The organism is Mesorhizobium sp. M1C.F.Ca.ET.210.01.1.1 (assembly GCF_004791585.1).
Classification (GTDB): domain Bacteria; phylum Pseudomonadota; class Alphaproteobacteria; order Rhizobiales; family Rhizobiaceae; genus Mesorhizobium.
The window spans coordinates 210,696-230,575 of record NZ_SRUU01000001.1 but is presented as its reverse complement, the minus strand read 5'-3'; the positions used below and the strand labels follow the sequence as shown (position 1 = coordinate 230,575).

General features: G+C 63.3%; 24 protein-coding genes. 9 read left to right on the top strand and 15 right to left on the bottom strand.

All coding sequences use genetic code 11. The features are described from left to right. Positions 1-9 precede the first annotated feature (9 nt). Complete coding sequence (locus EN853_RS01185) at positions 10-1,377, bottom strand: PRC-barrel domain-containing protein (RefSeq protein ID WP_127857451.1); 1,368 nt, start codon at positions 1,375-1,377, stop codon at positions 10-12. 222 nt (positions 1,378-1,599) lie between these two features. Here EN853_RS01185 and EN853_RS01180 point away from each other — a divergent pair, with 222 nt between their 5' ends. Continuing rightward, positions 1,600-2,520: a diacylglycerol kinase family protein gene (locus EN853_RS01180; protein ID WP_127857450.1), complete on the top strand. Its 921-nt coding sequence runs from the start codon at positions 1,600-1,602 to the stop codon at positions 2,518-2,520. Between the two features lie 6 nt (positions 2,521-2,526). Here the strand turns inward: EN853_RS01180 and EN853_RS01175 are convergent, their stop codons facing one another. The 4 genes from EN853_RS01175 to EN853_RS01160 all read right to left on the bottom strand — a co-directional run bounded on the left by EN853_RS01175 (position 2,527) and on the right by EN853_RS01160 (position 4,545). Then, positions 2,527-2,730 (bottom strand): hypothetical protein, encoded by a 204-nt coding sequence (locus EN853_RS01175; RefSeq protein ID WP_127857449.1) that lies wholly within the window; start codon positions 2,728-2,730, stop codon positions 2,527-2,529. A gap of 139 nt (positions 2,731-2,869) precedes the next feature. Continuing rightward, positions 2,870-3,334, bottom strand: coding sequence for a hypothetical protein (locus tag EN853_RS01170; RefSeq protein WP_127857448.1), 465 nt, complete (start codon positions 3,332-3,334; stop codon positions 2,870-2,872). A gap of 7 nt (positions 3,335-3,341) precedes the next feature. Continuing rightward, positions 3,342-3,668, bottom strand: coding sequence for a DUF883 family protein (locus tag EN853_RS01165; RefSeq protein ID WP_127857447.1), 327 nt, complete (start codon positions 3,666-3,668; stop codon positions 3,342-3,344). A 115-nt stretch (positions 3,669-3,783) separates the two neighbouring features. Further along, on the bottom strand, positions 3,784-4,545 hold the full coding sequence (locus EN853_RS01160) for a Crp/Fnr family transcriptional regulator (RefSeq protein ID WP_127857446.1): 762 nt from the start codon (positions 4,543-4,545) through the stop codon (positions 3,784-3,786). A 226-nt stretch (positions 4,546-4,771) separates the two neighbouring features. Between EN853_RS01160 and EN853_RS01155 the strand changes: the two genes are divergently transcribed. Continuing rightward, complete coding sequence (locus tag EN853_RS01155) at positions 4,772-5,092, top strand: response regulator (RefSeq protein WP_167524348.1); 321 nt, start codon at positions 4,772-4,774, stop codon at positions 5,090-5,092. An 80-nt stretch (positions 5,093-5,172) separates the two neighbouring features. On the opposite strand, the gene EN853_RS01150 is transcribed toward EN853_RS01155, so the two are convergent. Next, positions 5,173-5,724 carry an RNA polymerase sigma factor gene (locus tag EN853_RS01150; RefSeq protein WP_040973662.1) on the bottom strand — a complete coding sequence of 184 codons (552 nt, stop codon included), beginning with the start codon at positions 5,722-5,724 and terminating at the stop codon, positions 5,173-5,175. A 2-nt stretch (positions 5,725-5,726) separates the two neighbouring features. Then, complete coding sequence (locus tag EN853_RS01145) at positions 5,727-5,930, bottom strand: NepR family anti-sigma factor (protein WP_127857444.1); 204 nt, start codon at positions 5,928-5,930, stop codon at positions 5,727-5,729. Between the two features lie 212 nt (positions 5,931-6,142). Here EN853_RS01145 and EN853_RS01140 point away from each other — a divergent pair, with 212 nt between their 5' ends. The 6 genes from EN853_RS01140 (at position 6,143) to EN853_RS01120 (ending at position 9,704) form a co-directional block, all read left to right on the top strand. After that, positions 6,143-6,937: a response regulator gene (locus EN853_RS01140; protein ID WP_127857443.1), complete on the top strand. Its 795-nt coding sequence runs from the start codon at positions 6,143-6,145 to the stop codon at positions 6,935-6,937. Positions 6,938-7,047: 110 nt separating this feature from the next. Further along, positions 7,048-7,212 carry a DUF1328 domain-containing protein gene (locus EN853_RS01135; protein ID WP_126091568.1) on the top strand — a complete coding sequence of 55 codons (165 nt, stop codon included), beginning with the start codon at positions 7,048-7,050 and terminating at the stop codon, positions 7,210-7,212. 177 nt (positions 7,213-7,389) lie between these two features. Next, positions 7,390-8,421, top strand: a complete 1,032-nt coding sequence (locus EN853_RS01130; RefSeq protein WP_127857442.1) for a sensor histidine kinase — start codon at positions 7,390-7,392, stop codon at positions 8,419-8,421. Positions 8,422-8,658: 237 nt separating this feature from the next. Beyond that, complete coding sequence (locus tag EN853_RS33815; protein WP_167524337.1) at positions 8,659-8,829, top strand: hypothetical protein; 171 nt, start codon at positions 8,659-8,661, stop codon at positions 8,827-8,829. A 219-nt stretch (positions 8,830-9,048) separates the two neighbouring features. Continuing rightward, a complete protein-coding gene (locus tag EN853_RS01125; RefSeq protein WP_127857441.1) occupies positions 9,049-9,375 on the top strand; it encodes a hypothetical protein in 327 nt (108 codons plus the stop codon). 83 nt (positions 9,376-9,458) lie between these two features. Next, positions 9,459-9,704: a YMGG-like glycine zipper-containing protein gene (locus EN853_RS01120; protein WP_027166589.1), complete on the top strand. Its 246-nt coding sequence runs from the start codon at positions 9,459-9,461 to the stop codon at positions 9,702-9,704. A gap of 119 nt (positions 9,705-9,823) precedes the next feature. Here the strand turns inward: EN853_RS01120 and EN853_RS01115 are convergent, their stop codons facing one another. The 4 genes from EN853_RS01115 to xylF all read right to left on the bottom strand — a co-directional run bounded on the left by EN853_RS01115 (position 9,824) and on the right by xylF (position 15,060). Continuing rightward, positions 9,824-11,467, bottom strand: coding sequence for a CHASE domain-containing protein (locus EN853_RS01115; protein WP_127857440.1), 1,644 nt, complete (start codon positions 11,465-11,467; stop codon positions 9,824-9,826). 131 nt (positions 11,468-11,598) lie between these two features. After that, positions 11,599-12,399, bottom strand: coding sequence for an ATP-binding cassette domain-containing protein (locus tag EN853_RS01110; protein WP_127857439.1), 801 nt, complete (start codon positions 12,397-12,399; stop codon positions 11,599-11,601). A gap of 14 nt (positions 12,400-12,413) precedes the next feature. Beyond that, complete coding sequence (locus EN853_RS01105) at positions 12,414-13,778, bottom strand: sugar ABC transporter permease (RefSeq protein WP_127857438.1); 1,365 nt, start codon at positions 13,776-13,778, stop codon at positions 12,414-12,416. 241 nt (positions 13,779-14,019) lie between these two features. Next, positions 14,020-15,060: a D-xylose ABC transporter substrate-binding protein gene (gene xylF, locus EN853_RS01100; protein ID WP_127857437.1), complete on the bottom strand. Its 1,041-nt coding sequence runs from the start codon at positions 15,058-15,060 to the stop codon at positions 14,020-14,022. A 352-nt stretch (positions 15,061-15,412) separates the two neighbouring features. Between xylF and EN853_RS01095 the strand changes: the two genes are divergently transcribed. Continuing rightward, positions 15,413-16,648, top strand: coding sequence for an ROK family protein (locus EN853_RS01095; RefSeq protein WP_127857436.1), 1,236 nt, complete (start codon positions 15,413-15,415; stop codon positions 16,646-16,648). A gap of 143 nt (positions 16,649-16,791) precedes the next feature. On the opposite strand, the gene phoB is transcribed toward EN853_RS01095, so the two are convergent. Genes phoB through pstA form a run of 4 tightly spaced genes read right to left on the bottom strand, consistent with a single transcriptional unit; the run spans position 16,792 to position 19,877 of the window. After that, entirely contained in the window at positions 16,792-17,481 is a 690-nt protein-coding gene (gene phoB / locus EN853_RS01090; protein WP_127857435.1) for a phosphate regulon transcriptional regulator PhoB, read from the bottom strand. Positions 17,482-17,500: 19 nt separating this feature from the next. Further along, positions 17,501-18,208, bottom strand: a complete 708-nt coding sequence (gene phoU, locus EN853_RS01085) for a phosphate signaling complex protein PhoU (RefSeq protein WP_127857434.1) — start codon at positions 18,206-18,208, stop codon at positions 17,501-17,503. A gap of 17 nt (positions 18,209-18,225) precedes the next feature. After that, positions 18,226-19,029, bottom strand: coding sequence for a phosphate ABC transporter ATP-binding protein PstB (gene pstB, locus EN853_RS01080; RefSeq protein WP_127857433.1), 804 nt, complete (start codon positions 19,027-19,029; stop codon positions 18,226-18,228). Beyond that, positions 19,026-19,877 carry a phosphate ABC transporter permease PstA gene (gene pstA, locus EN853_RS01075; RefSeq protein ID WP_127857432.1) on the bottom strand — a complete coding sequence of 284 codons (852 nt, stop codon included), beginning with the start codon at positions 19,875-19,877 and terminating at the stop codon, positions 19,026-19,028. Before pstA ends, pstB begins: the two co-directional genes overlap by 4 nt. Positions 19,878-19,880 lie beyond the last annotated feature (3 nt).

Here is a 19,880-nt window from a genome sequence, read left to right as displayed (position 1 = left end):
CCTATTCCCTTACTTCAAGATCAGCCGCTGCTGGTCGCGCTTCTGCGCATAGGTGCCCTTGTCATAGGCCGCCTGCGCCTGCAGCTGCTCCTTGGTGAAGTTGGTGTAGAGATATTTCTTGCCGTCCTTGTCGGTCATGAATTTCAGCTTGTCCATGCCGACAGCGACCTCCTTGGCGCCGATGCCGAGGAAGCCGCCGACATCGACGATCACCGCGTCCGGCTTGCTGTCCGGCGTCAGCACGACATCGCCGATGGTGCCGATCTTGGCGTCGTTGGCGCCATAGACGGTCGCGCCCTTCAGGTCGTCGCCGCGGATATTGTCCATCGGCATTTCGGTCAGCGTCGACTTGTCGATCGAGGCTGTCTGCGTGGTGTCGGTTGCGGCCGTGCCGGAGTCCGCCGGCTTGTTTTCCGCAGTGCTCGCTGCCGGCGCAGGCGCCTTGTTCTCGGCGGTTGTCTGTGCGGGCTTGCTCTCCTTGCCGGCCGTGGTTTCAGACGATGTCACGGCAGGTGTGGTGGTCGCGGGAGCATTATTCGACGCCGCCGCGGCTGGCGCAGGTGCCGGATCATAAGCCTTGCGGTTGAAGTCGGGCTGCGCCTGAAGTTCTTCCTTCGTCGTCTCGGCAACCAGCCAGCGGTCCCCATTCTTCTCAGCCCACTTTGCCTTGGCGAAGTCGAAGGTGACGTTCTTGGTGCCTATGCCGAGGAAGCCGCCGACACCGATGACAAGCGACTCGGCCTTGCCATCCTTGGCGAGCACGATGTCCTTCACGTCGCCGATCTTCTGAGCGTCGTCGGCAGTACCGTTGTAGACGGATTCACCCATGATATTGGAGGCAAGATTGCCGTCCGCCTTCTTCACCGGTTCCGCCGGCTTGGCGTTGAGGTCCACCGGCTTCTGCGCGCCGCTCGTGTCGGTGGTTGAAGGCTGTGTGGCGTCCGCCGACTGCGCAGGCGTCGGATCATAAGGTTTGCGGTCGAACGCCGGTTGGGCATTGAGCTCATCCTTGGTCGTTTTAGCCACCAGCCAGCGGTCACCGTTCTTCTCGGCCCACTCCAGCTTGCCGTAGTCGAAGGCCACATCCTTTGTGCCAACACCGAGGAAGCCGCCGACACCGATGATCGCGGACTTGGTCTTGCCGCTTGCATCGAAAACGACGTCATCGACCTTGCCGATCATCTGGGCGTCGTCGCCGGTGCCGTTGTAGACGGATTCACCGATGATATTGGTCATCAAGGCGCCATCCGAGCGGATCACGGGAGCGGGATTGTCGGCGGCCGGCGGCTGTGCCGGGGCCGGCGTTGCCGTTTGTGCAAAAGCACCGGTCGCAATCAGCGTTGCAAGCGCGGTCGTTGCAAAAAGAGTGCGGATCATGATCGTCTCTCCTCGTGCCTGATTTCGTGCACGCCGCATCCGCGACCGGCCTCTGCCAAAGCACGGCGGACGCGGCATGTTCCACAGTTTCACAACGTCGTGAGCGGTGCCTTGTTCCAAAGCGGGCCCGTGCTCAGCCGCCGGTTCCGGGCCTGCGCGGAACCTTTCGGCTGCCCTTTCCGTTTTCAGCCTGCGGCTGGGAGCGGGAGAGACGGAGTAGGCATGCGGTTTGCTGCGGTGCTGAACCAGGACGGCGGCACATTGCGCACGGTCGACATTTTCGCCTTTGCCGACCGTCTCCGCCAGACGTTGGAAGCCGCTGGTCATTCGGTTCAGATCGACATTGTCGCCGGTCGCGAGATTGCCGCGGCATTGGAAACGGCCATAGCGAAGCCGGACATCGATGTCGTGATCGCAGGAGGCGGCGACGGCACGATTTCGACGGCGGCATCCCTGCTTATGAACAAAAAGAAGGCCTTGGCCATACTGCCGGCCGGTACGATGAATCTCTTCGCGCGCGGCCTCGGCATCCCGCAGGCGCTTGATGCGGCACTGAACTCTTTCGCCACAGGCGAAGTGATGGCCGTCGACATGGCCAGCGCCAATGGCCAGCCCTTCGTGCACCAGTTTTCGATCGGCATGCATGCCAGGATGGTGCAGCTTCGGGAGAACATGGATTTCGGCTCGCGGCTGGGAAAGATGCAGGCAAGCGTTCGCGCAGCATGGGCAACGATCAAGAACCCGCGCACTCTCAAGGTCACCTTGAGCATCGGCAACGCCGAGATCGTCACTCGCACGACCGGCATCAGCATCAGCAACAATCTGTTCGGTGAGGGCCATCTGCCTTATGCGGACAATCCGGCAGGCGGTCTGCTTGGCATCTATGTCAGCGTGGCGCGCAAACGTCACCACCTGGCGAAACTGCTGCTCGACATGCTGCGTGGCCGATGGCGCGACAGCGAACATATCGAAATCCACCAGGCCGATAAGGCTATCCTCAAGATCCATTCGCCGATGAAGAAGTTCAGCGCGGTCATGGATGGCGAACTGGTCAGGCTGGAACGCGAGACGGTGGTCGAGATTCATCCCGGCGCCTTGAACGTGTTGGTTCCGGCAAGAAACGCGCAGGCAAGGGCGGCATGAGAGCGGTCAGCCGCCTTGCGTGGGTCTCTGCCCGGTCGCCGGCGCTTGCGGCGCGCTCTGCCCGCTCGTCGGCGCCTTGATCATTTCGCCATAAATCTCGACCGCGCCCCAGGCGATGAAGGCCAGCAGCAGCCCGGCGACAAGGATCCTGAGCGCATGCCAGCCCCAATGGCCCTGGCGGGCTTTGTCTTTAGGAACGATCTTGGTCATTGCTGGCCTCCGTGTCGCTGGCGGCGGGCGCTTCGGTCACGGCTGTTGGGTAACGGGCCCTTTGCGTGAAGGTTCCGAACCAAGGCTTAGGGAGGTAGGCGGCAGCGCGGTCAAATGCCGGACAGCGTCTTCCTGGCGCCTACGACGTTTCGCCGGAATCCGGGTTTCGCGGCCTGGATCCCATATTCTCGCGATAGACGGCATAGGCGACGAGCGCGATGACGGGCGCAAGGGCTGCGCCCATGCCGCCCTTGCTCTTGGCAAGCGCCGGCAGCAGCGCAAGCGCCGCGGTAACGCCGAGCGCCGTCATGTCGGCCTTGCGTCGGCGCGCCCGGCGCCGCGCACGCATGCCCGTCGTCAGGCGATCAATAAGCACGATGAGTGCCGCCAAAACCAGGAACCCCAGGCCAAATCCCAGCGACGTCGCCAATGGCCCGTAGCGGGCGGCAAGCCAGATGTAAGCGGCGCCGATGAGGAAGCCGATACCGCTCAAGGCAAGGATGGCGGCAAGCCCATAGAGGATTGCCGTCATTCGCGCCCTTCGCAAAACGGCCATCGCCTCGCCGGAGGCAAGGGCCGAAATCAACGAGGCGAGCGTCCCCATCTGCAAGCTAGCGGCGGGAGAGCAGCGCGAACAGGAAGCCGACGCCGGCGGCAATCGCCAGCGATGTCACCGGTTTTTCGCGAACGCTGGCCACGAGCTGCGCCTCGATATCGTGGGCGCTGCCGCGCATGCTTTCGAACGCCGCTTCACCCTGCGTCCGCAGCTGTTCGACCCCTTCGGCGGCGGCGCGCCGCGCCGCGCCATAACCATGCTCCCCGGTCTTGGCCAATTGCTTGGTGAGTTCCTCGATATCGGCCCGCAATTGCTGGATATCGGCTTCGAGGTCGGAGTTGGAGGGAGCATCTTTTGCGGTTCTGCCTGCGGCGGTCGCCATTGCTTAACTCCTTGTGTTTTCTACCTTTAAACGCTCGATCCACGTCAAGGTTCCGAAGCTGGATCGCTCCATTACCAGGCGCGGGGGCGGGCGCATTGACGGCGGTCAAGTTCCCTCAGATCAGAGGCCTCCGTTCCTCGCCCAGGCCTTCCCAACCGGCGAGGGTCTTCAGTCCTTCATGGTCGACGATCTCACAGCCGCCCTCCCGCCAAAGGATCAGCTTGCGATCCATCAGCTTGCGTATCGTCTTGTTGGTGTGGACCAGCGACAGGCCAAGCGTATCGGCGATATGCTGCTGCGTGATCGGTATTCGCACCGCCGCGTTGCCATTCAGGCCGACGCTGCGGGCACGACTGGAGATGAAGGCGATGAGATAGGCGACGCGTTCGAGCGCGGATCGCCGGCCTATGCTGAGCAGGTTCTCGTCCAGCATGCGCTCTTCGCGCGATGCTATCCAGGTGATGTCGTAAGCGAGGCCCGGGTGGTTGCGGTAAAGCTCGTGCAACTGGTCGCGCTCGAAGACGCACAGCAGCATCGGCGACAAGGCCTCGACGGAATGCTGCATTTCACCCATCAGGCTGCCTTGCAGGCCAATGAGATCGCCGGGCATGGAATAGTTGAGGATTTGCCGCCGCCCGTCGGGCAAGAGCTTGTAGCGGAATGCCCAGCCTGAAAGCACGGTGTAGAGATGCGCGCTATGGCTGCCTTCGACCAGCACGGTCGCACCCTTTTCGACGGCAAGCTCCCCTTTCTTGAAGCCGCTGACGAACGACAGTTCCTGGCTTTCGAACGCGCGAAAGACCGGCAGCGGCCGCAGCGGGCATTTTTCGCAAGGATACTGCCGGCTAGGTACGGAACGTGCGCTCTGGCTGGACATTTCGACCCCTCTCGAAATTCCCTGCCCCGATCGGGCAGATGGAAACGCTCCACGCCAACCGAGGTTCCGCCGATCACGAAGCTGCATACCCCGTGATGTCTTTTTTAAATGACATAGAGCCAAATACCGCGCATGACTGCGGGCAATCGTTAGGAGTCGCTCGCACGTGCCCTTATTGCTAGACGGATTGCGTATCCTGGTCCTGGAGGACGAGTTCCTGATCGCGATGGATGTCGAGCAACTATGCCGTGATCAGGGCGCAGCCGACGTCACGATTGTCCGCGATCTGGCCGAAATCGACCAACGCGACGGGCTGTCGTGGTTCGATGCCGCTATCGTCGACCTGATGCTTGGCGGGGCCTCGACGCTGGACTTCGCGGGGCGGCTGCGCAGCGCAGGCGTTCCATTCGTCTTTGCCTCCGGTTATTCCGACGCGGAAGAGATCGAGAGCTCTTTTCCGGAAGTCCGGCTGGTTGCCAAACCCTACTCGGGAGAAGATCTGATTGGGGCCGTGGCAGTCGCCTGCGGACGCGCGAAAGCGGCCTGACGACGCAGCCGGATGGAACCACGAAGAGTGTGTAGCGGCTTCCGTTCAGAATTGCGCGCAAGCTGAACGGCTCGGGGCTGTCAGGCCGCGTTCGAGCCGGTCACCTGCGCCGAGATCGCATCGGGGCCGTATTCGTCCTCGCCGGAAATCTTGAGGATATCCTGCAGCCGGGCGCGCGCCCGGCTGACCCGGCTCTTGATCGTGCCGACCGCGCAGCCGCAGATCTCGGCCGCCTCTTCGTAGGAGAAGCCGGACGCGCCGATCAGGATGATGGCCTCGCGCTGATCCTCCGGCAACTGCTCCAGCGCGCCGCGAAAATCCTTGAGGTCGAGTTGGCCATGCTGGGCCGGGTGAACGGCAAGCCTTGCTGTCATGATGCCGTCGCTGTCCTGCACCTCGCGGCCGCGCTTGCGCATCTGCGAGTAGAATTCGTTGCGCAGGATGGTGAACAGCCAGGCCTTGAGATTGGTGCCCGGCTGGAAGCTCTCATGCTTGTCCCACGCCTTGACCAGGGTTTCCTGGACGAGGTCATCTGCCTTGTCGGCATTCTGCGTCAGCGACACCGCAAAAGCACGCAGGCTCGGTATCGCACCGAGCAACTCGGTCTTGAAGCTCTGGGAGACCGCCGCCATGCTCAATCCTTTTTCTCGGCGGGTTCGGCCTTTTCCAGTTGGCTGAGCAACTGTGCGAATCGATCCGGCACCTGGTCGGAAACCAGCTCGTCGTAATATTGTTTGAGTTTGCGGGCGATCTCGGAGTTAGGCCCGAGCGGATTGCCGCCTCCGTTCCGGTGCCTGTTCGCGGCGCCAGTTGTCGAATTCTTTGACATTTCTTTCATATTCGCCCTAATTCCAGCACCTGAACCGCCTTAGAACACAGACCGTAACGCAAGCGGCACATTCGTCTGGTTGCCCATCCCGAACCCCCGAAACGCCCGCTTCCTAATTTAGTTCCAGGCCCAACGGAACTTTTTCAGAAAGCCGGCGTTGGTTTTGCCGGGGCAGGCACAGCCTGTGACTACAACAACGTCATCTGAGGGAGACGTCAGATATGAGCCTATCCGCAACCATCGCTCCTCACCTGCCGTTCCTGCGCCGCTTTTCGCGCGCAGTCTCGGGATCGCAGGAAAGCGGCGATGCGCTGGTCGCGGCGATGCTGGAGGCTATCATCGCCGACACCGAAGTCTTCCCCAAGGCTTCGAGCGACCGGATCGCGCTGTACAAGGTTTTCGCCAGGCTCTTCACCTCGATTGCCATCCGCGTGCCGCAAGAGCATGCGCAGACCGCCTGGGAGCAGCGGGCGGCCGCCAATCTGAACGCGATCGCGCCGCGGCCGCGGCAGGCCTTCCTACTGGTTGCCGTGGAGGGTTTCAGCGAGGACGAAGCGGCCGAAATCCTCGACGCCGACGAGCAGGAATTCTCCGAATTGCTTGCCCAGGCCAGCAGCGAGATTTCCCGCCAGGTCGCGACCGACGTGCTGATCATCGAGGACGAGCCGCTGATCGCCATGGATATCGAGGAGATGGTCGAAAGCCTCGGGCACCGTGTGGTCGGCACGGCGCGCACGCACGCCGAGGCGGTTGCCGTGTTCGGCAAGACGCGTCCGAAAATGGTTCTGGCCGACATCCAGCTCGCCGACGGCAGCTCAGGCATCGAGGCCGTGAACGAGATCCTGTCCTCGACGCCGGTGCCGGTGATCTTCATCACCGCTTTCCCCGAGCGCCTTTTGACCGGCGAACGCCCCGAACCGGCGTTTCTGGTGACCAAGCCGTTCAATCCCGACATGGTCAAGGCTCTGATCAGCCAGGCGCTCTTCTTTGACCGGCAGGCAAGGGCTGCGGCCTGACCGCATCGGTTTGATTCCAAAAGCCTTTATTGGGGGATCGTCTTTTTCCGCGAATGGTGGAACAAACGGCACCCAGCCACGTTTTTCAGATCATCGGAAGGAGACGTATCATGCTGTACTGGGCGCTCGTTTTTCTTGTGGTTGCGATCATCGCCGGCGCGCTTGGGTTTGGCGGCATTGCCGGCACATCGGCTGGCATCGCGCAGATATTGTTCTTCATCTTCCTTGCCTTCCTAGTGATTTCGCTCATTGCCGGCCTCGTCAGGAGAACCTGACGCTGGGAACGTCGAACACTGGAAGCCGCACCCCTCAAACGGTTTCCAGCCACCGCCGGGCGGAGTCCCCCAAAGGACATCGTCCGGCGGACCGTTTTTGAGGCCGCGTGCGGCCGCGGCATGTCAAGGCGAGGCAGCTTGCCGTAAGCCGTTCAGCCCGGATGCGGGAAACACCGAATGCGTTCCAAGGCCTCACAGCAGGACGATGCCGGCAAGCGCAGCGACGAGGTGATCGCGTTGCATCCGTCGGAAAGCGGAATGCAGATTGGACGCGCCCTGCTTCACGCGCTTCACAATGCTGGAATCTCGGTCCTCTATCAGGATCGGGAGATGAAGACCGTCTGGGCCCGCAACATGCGCGCGCCTTGGGCTTCCGAGACGGCCGACGGGAAGGATTTGCTTTCCCCCGCGCAGGCCGAGCGCATAAGCGCCACCAAACGCAAGGTGGTTGAAACCGGCAATGCCGACCGCCTCGAGGTTGGCGTCCCTGACACTGACGGCGTGCGCTGGTTCCATATCTGGATCGACGCCGATCGCGGCGATTCCGGCGAGGTCCAGGGCGTCGTCACCACCATGGTCGAGACGACGGAGCAGAAACGCCGCGAACAGACGCTGAAGACGCTGCTGCGCGAGGTCAGCCATCGCTCGAAGAACCTTCTCGCCATCATCCAGAGCATCGCCACTCAGACGGGGCGCTACTCCGAGTCGCTTGGCGATTTCCTGACTCGCTTCCGCGGTCGCCTCCAGTCGCTCGCCTCGTCTCAAGACCTGGTGACGTCCTCCAACTGGCGGGGAGCGGCGCTTCGCGAGCTCGTATCCGGCCAGGTCGGCCGCTATAGCGCCGACCCAAGCCACAGCTTGCGTTTCGACGGCGAAAATCCCTACCTCAACCCGAATGCCGCCCTGCATATCGGGCTGGCAATGCATGAACTGGCCGTGAATTCGGTAAGTTATGGCGCCCTGTCGCGACCGGATGGCCAGGTCAAGGTAAGTGCCAGTATCGCGACGGGCCAGGAGGCATCGCCCGGGCTGCTGCTGGTCTGGACCGAAAGGATCGATGCCGGGCCGCGCAACAAAAAGCGCTTTGGCAGCGTCGCCCTGGAACGCGTGGTACCAACCTCGCTGAACGGCTCCGCCACGCTCGGTATCGAAGAGGGCCGCCTCGAATATCGCCTAACTGTCCCCCGCGGGAACTTCGAGATAGAGTGACTGCTGCCTTCGCCGGCAAATGCCTTAACCGACTGTTCACCATAAAGTCCGATTCTGTTCCCGGCTAAAGCAGTTCCAGGAAAGCGCGAGACGGGCTTCCGTCAGGAGTCGCGCAAGACCAACACTTGGGCAAGACAAATACTTGGAGCGGATCGGCGGTTCCGCTCCGACGCTGAACCGCACGGATGCCCTGCAAAGACCCAGCCGCGCTCCGCGACGCGATTTGGGAGGATTGGAATGATGGTTGCCGATATGAACAGGCTGGAGCAGGCCGCCCGCGTCTCGATGAGCGGCTTTCAAGACGCCGATCCGCCGGCATCGCCTCGTTCCTCCCATCTTTCGCTTCGCCTCGGCGCCGTCGCGCTCCTTGCGGCCCTGGTACTGACGGCAGCGTGGCAGCTGACCTGACTCGGGCGTAGGCCAATTCGCTGAAGCATATCTCCCGAAAGCGGGAACCGATTTCGGGGCAAGGACATGCGTAAGTCAAAACCTAAAGCGCATAGAGCGAACCTGAAAGATCGCGACGCGCTTTAAGGCGCGCCGCCATGGTTTGGGCATCGCGGCCAAGGCGGGCGACTGGAACTTTCGAGCGACCAGAATCGTTGCTTGCGGCGAGAGGTTGTCGCCGTGGAACACATCGCCGCTTTGCTCCTCGTCATCGGCTGCTCGGACACCATGACCGAATGCCGCGAGCTGTCGGTGCCGGTCAGCGTCTTCGAAACCTTCGAGGCCTGCATGGCGGAACGTCCCTTCGCCCTGGGCGACCTGCGGGGCCGGACGCCGCGCATCATGGGCGAATGCCTTGCCGTCGATCCGGCGCTTGAAGACGACTATGATCAGCTCCTCTGGACCGTGCGCCCCGACGGCACGCTCGTAGCATCGCTGGAAGTCTCCGGCTCGCTCGTCGCTGCGAACAGCGCACGCCCCGAAAACGACTATCTTCAGCAACACTAAGATCAGGCAGGCAAATCCCGTTTTTTCGTGCTAGATGGCGGACGGCACTGCCAAAAGTGAGGACAAAAGTGAGGAGCAATTTTATGCGGAAGATGATCATTGCCATGGTTGCCGTGGTCGCTGTCAGCGGCTGCACCACGACCGAGCAGGATGTCGTGGGCGGCGGCCTGATCGGCGCCGGCGTGGGCGGCTTGGTCGGCGGCGGCAAGGGCGCGCTTATCGGCGCGGCCGTCGGCGCCGGGTCCGGCCTCTTGGTCCGCAACCTGCGCAATGGCTATTGCCAGTATCGCGATCACCGCGGCCGGATCTACACCGCCCGCTGCAATTGATCAGCCGATAGAGCAATTCCTGGTCTGGAATTGCCTGGAATGCCAATCTGGAGGCCGGCTCGCCGGCCTCCATTCTTGTGTCTGAACGGGCGGTTGCTCGCTGAACGGCTTCGATCCGTTCATCCTGTCAGCGGAATCCTTATTTCCACCTTCAGGCCGCCGGCCTGAAAATCGCGCTTGATCGTGCCGCCCAATTCGCGCGTGACGTTGAGGTCGATCAGCTTGGTGCCGAAACCGGTCTTTGCCGGCGCGTCCAGTTGTTTCTGCCCTGCCTCGCGCCAGTTGAGCACCAGGGTCCGCTCGCGGCCACGTCCTTCGACCATCCAGTCGACTTTCAACGCCCAGTTTCCCTTGAGCGAACTGGTCGAGCTGCTCCCCTCGCCATATTTCAGCGCATTGGTGGCAAGCTCGTGGAAGGTCAGGCCGAGCGCCTGCGTCGTCGTCTCGTCAAGCAGCACCTCCGGCCCCGACAGGATGCCCTCGGGAAGCTCCTTGCCGAACACCTGCCCGAGTTCGATGCGCAGCAGGTCGCCGAGGTCCGCCTTCTGCCAACGCGAACGTGTCAGCATGTCCTGCGAGGCAGCCATCGCCTGCAGCCGCGCCGAGAACGATGCCGAGAACTCCTTCACGTCGGTGGCCTGAGAGGCAGTCTGCCGCGCGATCGCCAGCACCCTTGTGATCGAATTCTTGATGCGGTGCTTCATTTCCTGCAGGATCAGGTCCTTTTCCAGCAGGCTCTTCTCCGTTGCCTCATGCAGCAGCGACTTCGCCTCGTATGCACGCTCCTGATAGCGGGCCACCAGGGCGATCGCCCCGGCAAGCAGCAGGCCGAACAAGCCGAGCATCACCGGAATGGCGCGCGAGGAAGGCAGCGAAAAAGCGCTCGTCGGCCGAAACAGGATCGTCCAGGCCTGGCCGGCCACGACGATGTCCCGGCGCGCCAGAAGCTTTCCGCCGAGCGGTTCGGCCGGCGGCGCCTCCGACCGGAACAGGAGGTTGTCGGCCCCCGGCTTGCCGTCATAGATCTCGACATTGACCGGCAGCAGCGGCGCCTTGCTGAGCGCCACCTGGAACAAGTCGCGCGCCCGGAAGGCGGCATAGAGGAAGCCGGCGGTCGAGGAGCGGCTGGCATTGATGACGTCCGGAGCCGTTTCCACGTTCAGCCGAACGAAAACCAGAAATCCGGGGTAGGTTTGCTCCTGCCCTTGTCCCTGGCCGAGTTGGACAAGGCCGCTGGCATGCTGCCGGTCGTCGGCCATCGCCTTCTCGATCGCCGCCCGCCGCACCGGCTCGCTGAACATGTCAAAACCGATGATCGACTGGTTGGACGTGTCGAGCGGCTCGAAAAGCACGATGGGGGTTCGCCACGACTGCAGCGTGGCCGCCGGATAGATCGGGTGCGCCGAACCGTGATCGTGCAGGATGTCGCGCTCGACCGCCGCCTCGTCGCCGGTCTTGGCCAGCCTCAGGAAGCCGATGCCGCGCAGGCCGGCGAAATTGTCGTCGATGTCGAGCGCGGTGAAGAAGGCGTTGAACTCGCCACGCGTGATATCGCCGTTGCGGGCATCGAACAGCGCCTGGGTCGAGCGCAGCAGCGACAGATGCAGGTCGATGCGGCTCTCGATGCGGTTGAGCGCATCGTCGGCCGTTCCCTCGAACTTGATGCGCGCTGCCTCCTGGGTCGCGAAATAGGCGAACCCCGCCATTGTCAGGCTAATCAGCGCGACGGCGATGAAAGCGACGATCGGAAAGAGCTTTTTCAACGCAAAGTGCGGCCCCTGGGAGGTTGACCACCTTTATGGGCAAGTCTCCGCGCCAACACAATGGCAAGGCCAAACCATCACGGCGCCTGGCACATCAACCATTCGTAAATTAGCCGGCTAACCTACTCTGCTCACGCGGCAATTTTCAGCGCTCCGGGACCTGGAATGGCGCCCGGCGGGCACCTGCCCAGAATGATCATGCCGAGCACCTCGTCCTGGGTGACGTCGCCGGTGCGCGCCGTGCCGACGACTTGGCCGTTCTTCATCACGCAGACGCGGTCGGCAAGCTCGAACACGTCATGGATGTCGTGGCTGATCAGGAAGATGCCGATGCCGTCGGCCTTGAGCTGCCGCACCAGTTCGCCGACCTGAGCCGTTTCCTGCGGCCCCAGCGCCGCCGTCGGCTCGTCCATGATCAGGATGCGGGCGTTGAACAGGATCGCGCGAGCGATCGCCACCGACTGCCTTTGCCCGCCGGACAGCTTGTTCACCGGTTCCTTGAAGCGCTGGAAGCGCGGATTGAGCCGCCCCATCACCTTGCGCGCCTCGGCCTCCATGGCGACGTCGTCGAGCGTCCCCCAGGCGGTCATCAGTTCGCGGCCGAGGAAAAGATTTGCGGCGGCGTCGACATTGTCGGCAAGCGCCAGCGTCTGGTAGATCGTCTCGATGCCGTATCTCTTGGCGTCGCGAGGGTTGGAGATCGACGCCTCCTCGCCGTTGACGAAGATCTGCCCGGCATCGCGTTTGTAGGCGCCGGACACGATCTTGATCAGCGTCGACTTGCCGGCGCCGTTGTGGCCAAGCAGCGCCACCACTTCGCCGGGGAAGAGATCGATCGACGCGTCATCGACGGCGCGGATGCCGCCGAAGGCGATCGAGATGTTGCGCATGTCGACCAGCGGAACATTGGCGGGAGCGTTCTTGTCTGCCATGATCTCCTCCTCTCTCAGACACGTTTGCGATAGATGGTGTCGAGCCAGACCGCGATCACCAGCACGGCGCCGACGACGATGCTTTGCAGCGGCGAGTCGACGCCGAGCAGCACCATGCCGGATTGCAGCGACTGCATCAGAAGCGCGCCAAGCATGGCGCCGAGCACGGTGCCCGAACCGCCGGCAAGCGAGGTTCCGCCGATCACCGCCGCGGCTATAACCAGGAGCTCGTCAAGCGTGCCGAGCGCGTTGGTCGATGAATTCTGCCTCGCCGACGAAATGGCCGCGGCGATCGTCGCCAGCACGCCCATGATCATGAACACCTTCATGGTGATCCAGCGCGTGTTGATGCCGGCAAGGTTCGCCGCCTCCGGATTGCCGCCGATGGCGAAGACATAGCGGCCGAAGCGGGTGCGCTTGGTGATGAAGGTCATGATGAGGCCGACCGCGACAGCCATCAGCACCGGAATGGCGATGCCGTGGGCAATGAATAGCCCTCCCTCGGGAACGGTGATGTTGTTGGCCGCCGCGTACCGGTTCACGATGCCGACCGGCCAGGGATAGGAATTGGCCAGCCACACGGCGCCGAGGATCACGGCGCAGCTGATGGCGCCGAGCAGCGTCTCGGCCCAGATCGGGCGCAGCGGGAAACGGAAGCGCTTGCGCTGCACCCGGCCGTGGAACAGCGCAAACACCACGGCAAGGCAGGCGACAATACCGACGACCCAGCTCCATGTGGCGCCGATCGAGCCGGCTGGTCCGCCGCCCATGAGCTGGAAGGTGGCGTCGAGCGGCGCCACAGTCTGGCCGCTGGTGACCCACCAGGCGGCGCCCCGCCATACCAACAGCCCGCCAAGCGTCACGATGAAGGCCGGCACATCGAGATAGGCGATGACGAAGCCTTGAAAGGCGCCGATCAGCAGGCCGAGCGCCAGGCCGATCGCCAGCGCCAGCACCCAGATCCAGGGATTGCCGAGCTCGAGCCCGACCATGCGCACCAGGAAATGCACCTGGGCAAAGCCCATGACCATGCCGATCAGCCCCTCGGCTGAGCCGACGGAGAGGTCGATGTTGCGCATGACGATGACCAGCACCATTCCGGAGGCCATGATGGCCACGGCCGAGGTCTGTACCGACAGGTTCCACAGGTTGCGCGGCGTCAGGAACGTGCGGCTGTCGAAATCGAGCGGATTGACGCCAAGCCGCAGGCTCGAGATGACGTGCAGGCCGATCCAGATGATCAGCAGCGCGCCGACCATGCCGAGCATGCGCGTATCGAGTTCGGTCGCCTTGAGGAAGCGCCCGACGGCGCTGAGTTCGGATGCGCGCGCGCGATCCGCGGCCGGGTTGGCCGGCGTTTCAGAGGTCGTATCGGTCATGATCTCCTCCCACCGGCCTACCGTCTGGCGCGGATGCCGGACCACGATGCTAGAGCAATTCCAGGGAAAGTGGGTAGTCCGCCCGGAATTGCGTGGAAACGGATGGCTGGAGCGGTTCGACGATCCTGCCGGACGACGAGCTGTTCCAACCGCTTTCCCGGATCATTTGAATCGGGACGCTTCTTGCGAAACGCCGCGGCTTTGGGCCGCGGCGCCAGGATTTGAACAGACGTCGGTCGGCTTAGTTGCAGACCGCGACGCTGCCGGCAGTAACGCCCGCGCAGACTTCGTCCTTCTTGATCCAGCCGGCGTCGATGACGACGTTGAGATTGTCCTTGGTGATCGCGACGGGGGTTAGGAACAGCGACTTGACGGTGTTGCCGCCCGGCGTCGTGAAGTCCTTGGCGCCGGCGATGTCGCCCATCTTCTTGCCGTCGGCGAGCTGCGAGGCGATCTCGGCGGCGTTCTTGCCGAGCTCGCGCGCGTCCTTCCACACCGACACGGTTTGCGTGCCGAGCGCGATTCGGTTGAGCGCGGCATGGTCGCCGTCCTGGCCGGAGACCGGAACGGTGCCGGCCAGTCCCTGCGCCGTCAGCGCCGCGACGACACCGCCGGCGGTGCCGTCATTGGCGGCCACGACCGCATCGACCTTGTTGTCGTTGGCGGTCAGGAACTGCTCCATGTTCTTCTGCGCGTTGGCAGGCAGCCAGCCGTCCGTGTAGGCCTCGCCGACATTCTTGACCTTGCCGCTGTCGATGGCTTCCTTCAGCACTTCCATCGAGCCGGAGAACAGGAAATCGGCGTTCGGATCGGAACCCGACCCCTTGATGAAGACGTAGTTGCCTTCCGGCTTGGCCTTGAACACTTCGCGGGCCTGCATGCGGCCGACTTCCTTGTTGTCGAAGGTCAGGTAGAAGACATCCTTGTTCTCGATCAGCCGGTCATAGCCGACAACCGGGATACCCTCGTCGAGCGCCTTCTGCACCGCCGGGCCGATCGCCGAGGCGTCCTGCGCCAGGATGATCAGCGCGTTGGCGCCCTGCGAGATCAGGCTTTCGACGTCGGTCAGCTGCTTGCCCGGATTGGACTGCGCGTCGGCGGAGATGTACTTGTCGCCGGCGGCCTCGATGGCCTTCTTCATCGCCGCCTCGTCGGTCTTCCAGCGCTCTTCCTGGAAGTTCGACCACGAAACGCCGATCACCTTGTCCTTCGCCTCTGCGACCGACGCCAGTGTCAGCGACATGGCGACACCCGCCAACATGGCGGCTGCAAATTTTTTCATGATTTCCTCCCTGCGCCCGTGGGCGCGACCCAGACTGGCCCAAAGGCCCGCACACAGAGGCTTTTTTTCGAGCCTCGAAAAAATACTGGTCCAACACCGAAGCGCTGTCAACTGCGATTCTGATGGTTTTTGAGGTGCTCCGAACTTTTTTTCGAGGCCCGCAATAAATAATGACAGTCCCGGCCGCTTCTGCCACTATCCCAAAACAGTTCCAAGGAAGCACAGCCGCTTCCGTGGAATTGGATGAAGCAAATCCAGGGCGGTTCGACGGCTTTATCCGGAAATGAACCGATCTGGCGCGTCGCCGACGGCCCATGCATTATCAAGAGGCCGCGCTGACCGGGAGGAAAAAATGTCGGTCGGAATCCGCCACGACGACCTGCGTCGGCGCAACCGCGCAATGGTGCTCTCGGCAGTGCGCCGGGCCGGCCAGCCGTCGCGCACCGAAATCGCCGCGACCACCGGGCTCAGCCACTCGACCATTTCGGCGATCTCCTCGGACCTGATCCATGAAGGCATCCTGGCCGAGAGTAAGCCCAGCGAGACCGCGTCGCTGAAGCGCGGCCGGCCGCAGGTCGGCCTCGCCCTCAGCCCCGAGGCAGCCGCGGTGGTGACGGTGGTGCTGTCGCTGAATTTCCTCTCCGTCGCCGTCATCGACTATGCCGGCCAGGTCGTCGCCGAGGAGCAGCGGCGCCTCGATACGCTGACCATGCCGCGCGACGAGCTGATCGGCGAGTGCACTGCGATCGTGCGGCGCCGGCTGGAGGATCCGGATCTCGATGTCGGCAGCGTCGCCCGCATCGCCATGGGCATTCAGGGCATCACCGATTCGCATGCCCGCGCCATGCTGTGGTCGCCGATCACGCCGCTGACCGACATTCCCTTCGCCGACATCCTGGAAAAGGAATTCGGCATTCCGGCCACCATGGAGAACGACTGCAACATGATGGCGGTGGCCCTGCAATGGCGCGACCCCGACCGCTATCGCGACAATTTCATCGCCATCCTGCTCTCGCACGGCATCGGCATGGGCCTGGTGCTGAAGGGCGAGCTGTTCACCGGCACGCATTCCTCCGGCGGCGAGTTCGGCCACATGATCCACCGCCCGGGCGGCGCGCTTTGCCGGTGCGGACGCCGCGGCTGCGTCGAGGCCTATGCCGGCAACTACGCCATCTGGCGCAGCGCCATGGGGATGAGCGAGGATGCCGAACCGGTCGATGTCGGCGACGCGGAGATGCGCTCGCTTGCCGCCAAGGCGCGCGAGAAAGACGGTCCGGAGCGCGAGGCCTATCGCCGGGCGGGCGAGGCGCTGGGCTTCGGCCTCGGCAGCCTGTTCGCGCTGATCGACCCGGCGCCGGTCGCCATGGTGGGTGTCAGCGCCGCCGCTTTCGACCTGATCGAGCCGGCGCTGCGCGAGGCCATCGCCCAGACCGCCGGCGGCCAGCACTCCAAATCGATCTCCTTCGACACCGAACCGAACGAATTGCCGCTGATCCGCGAAGGCTGCGCCATGCGCGCGCTGACTTTCGTCGACCAGGAGATTTTCGCGCCGGGCGTTCAGGCAAGAACAGGCAAGCAGTTCGCATAAGCCGCAAGCTCAAGCGCCGAGATATGTTGAGATTCATGTCAGGCCGAGTCGAGAATGGTGGACTCCGAGAACCGGAACGGAGCGTGCTTTAGCGCAGGAAGCCGCCATTCGCAGGCCGGCCTCGCCTGAATATCAGCATATCCCTAGTCTTCCCTGATCGCGTAACCCGCCCCTCGGATGGTGCGGATGACATCGGGCATGCGGCCGTTGTTGACCGCCTTGCGCAGGCGTCCGACATGCACGTCCACCGTGCGTTCGTCGATATAGATCGTCTCGCCCCAGACATTGTCGAGCAGCTGGCTGCGCGAAAACACCCGGCCGGGATGCCGCATCATGAATTCGAGCAGCCGGAACTCGGTCGGGCCGAGCCTGATCTCGCTCTTCTTGCGGTAGACGCGGTGCGATTCGCGGTCGAGCACGATGTCGCCGACCTTGAGCACGCTGGACAGCACTTCCGGCTTGGCGCGGCGCAGCAGCGCCTTGACCCTGGCCATGAATTCCGGTGTCGAGAACGGCTTGACCAGGTAGTCGTCGGCGCCTGTCGAGAGGCCGCGCACACGATCGCTTTCCTCACCGCGCGCGGTCAGCATGATGATCGGCAGCCGTTCGGTCTCGGGCCGCATCCTGAGCCGCCGGCAAAACTCGATGCCGGACACCGCCGGCACCATCCAGTCGAGCACCAGAAGGTCGGGCACGTTCTCCTGCAGGCGGATCTCGGCCTCGTCGCCGCGGGTCACCACCTCGACCTGATAGCCTTCGGATTCGAGGTTGTAACGGAGCAGCACCCCCAGCGGCTCCTCGTCCTCCACCACCATGATGCGTGGCGCGATCATATAGCAGCTACCTTCGCTGTCAGGCCGCCGGCGCCGACATCGCCGTCTCGTCCTGCTTGGGACGGTTCGCGGGCAATTGCGTTCCGGTCAGCACATAATAGGCGTTCTCGGCGATATTGGTCACATGGTCGCCGATGCGCTCCAGATTCTTGGCGCAGAACAGAAGATGCGTGCAGGCTGTGATGTTGCGCGGATCCTCCATCATGTAGGTCAGGAGCTCACGGAAGACCGAGGTGTATTTGACGTCGATGCGTTCGTCGTCGTTCCTGAGCTTGGCAAGCGCCGTTGCATCGCCCGCCGTGTACTCCTCGATCACGCCATGGACCTGGATCAGCACCAGCTGCGCCATGGAATCGATGGAGTGCGAAAGATCGCGCGGCGCGGCGCTGACGCCGACCGAGCCGACGCGCTTGGCGATGTTCTTGGCGAGGTCGCCGATGCGCTCGAGGTCGCCGGCCATGCGGATGGCGCCGACCACGCTGCGCAAGTCGTCGGCCATCGGCTGGCGCTTGGCGATCAGCGTGATGGCGCGGTCGTCGAGCTCGCGCTGGCGCGCGTCCATGATGGCGTCGTCGGAGACCACGCGCTGCGCCATCGCGTTGTCGGAGTTGAGCAGCGCCTTGGTCGACGCGCCGACCATCGAGCCGGCAAGGTCGCCCATGTCACGGATGAGCTGGCTGATCTGCCTCAGATCCTCGTCGAAGGAAGCGACCGTATGGGCCATGATGATGTCCTCGTATGAACTCAGCCGAAGCGGCCGGTGATGTAGTCCTGCGTGCGCTTCTCGCGGGGCGAGGTGAAGATCTTCTCCGTCCGGTCGAACTCGACCAGCTCGCCGAGATACATGAACGCCGTCTGCCGCGACACGCGCGCCGCCTGCTGCATGTTGTGGGTGACGATCACGATCGTGTAGTCAGCCTGCAATTCGTCGATCAGTTCCTCGATCTTGGCGGTCGACAGCGGATCGAGCGCCGAGGCCGGCTCGTCGAGCAGGATGACTTCCGGCTTCACCGCCACGGTGCGGGCGATGCAGAGCCGCTGCTGCTGGCCGCCGGAAAGGCTCTGGCCGCTGGCGTTGAGCTTGTCCTTGACCTCGTTCCACAGCGCCGCGCGCTTCAGCGCCGACTCGACGCGACTGTCCATCTCGGCCTTGCTGATCTTCTCATAGAGCCTGACGCCGAAGGCGATGTTCTCGTAGATCGACATCGGGAACGGCGTCGGCTTCTGGAACACCATGCCGATCTTGGTCCTGAGCAGGTTGAGGTCCTGCGAGCGGTCGAGGATGTTCTTACCGTCGAGCAGCACCTGGCCCTCGGCGCTCTGCTTCGGATAGAGCTCGTAGATGCGGTTCAGCACGCGCAGCAGCGTCGACTTTCCGCAGCCGGACGGTCCGATGAAGGCGGTGACGCTGCGTTCGGGCAGCGACAGGTTGATGTCCTTCAGCGCCTTGGACTGGCCATAGTAGAAGTTGAGGTTCTTGACCTCGATCTTGGCCTTCTCGACGACCGTCTCAGCTACGTTAAGGTCGGTGGACAACATCGGTTTCATCTGTCCTCTCTGCGTCCGGTAAGGCTGCGGGCGAAGATGCTCAGCCCGAGAACCGTCAGGGTGATTATGAGTGCGCCCGTCCAGGCCAGCTGCTGCCATTCCTCGTAGGGGCTCAGCGCGAACTGGAAGATGGTCACCGGCAGGCTGGCCATCGGCGCGTTGAGATTGCTCGACCAAAACTGGTTGTTGAGCGCAGTGAAGAGCAGCGGCGCCGTCTCGCCCGAAATGCGGGCGATGGCCAGCAATATGCCGGTGACGATGCCTGAAAGTGCTGCGCGGTAGGCGACCGAGCGGATCACCACCCAGCGCGGCGCGCCGATGGCGGTGCCGGCCTCGCGCAGCGCGTTGGGCACCAGGTTGAGCATGTCCTCGGTGGTGCGCACCACGACGGGGATCACCAGGATGGACAGCGCAACCGCGCCGGCGATAGCCGAGAAGTGGCCCATCGGCCGCACCATCAGCTCATAGACGAACAGGCCGACGATGATCGACGGCGCCGACAAAAGGATGTCGTTGATGAAACGCACCACCGTGGTGAGGCGCGAGAAGCGCCCGTATTCGGCCATGTAGGTTCCGGCGAGCACGCCGATCGGCGTGCCGACGATGATGCCGATGATGGTCATCACGATGCTGCCATAGATGGCGTTGAGCAGGCCGCCGGCGTCGCCGGGCGGAGGCGTCATTTCCGCGAACACCGAAAGCGAGACGCCGGAAAGCCCCTTGTAGAGCAGGGCGCCGAGGATCAGGGCCAGCCAGGCGAGGCCGATGCCCGCCGCGACGACGCACAGCGCCATCATCACGGCGTTCTTGCGCTTGCGGCGTTGATGGAGCGATGCGGCAGTCGACATCGG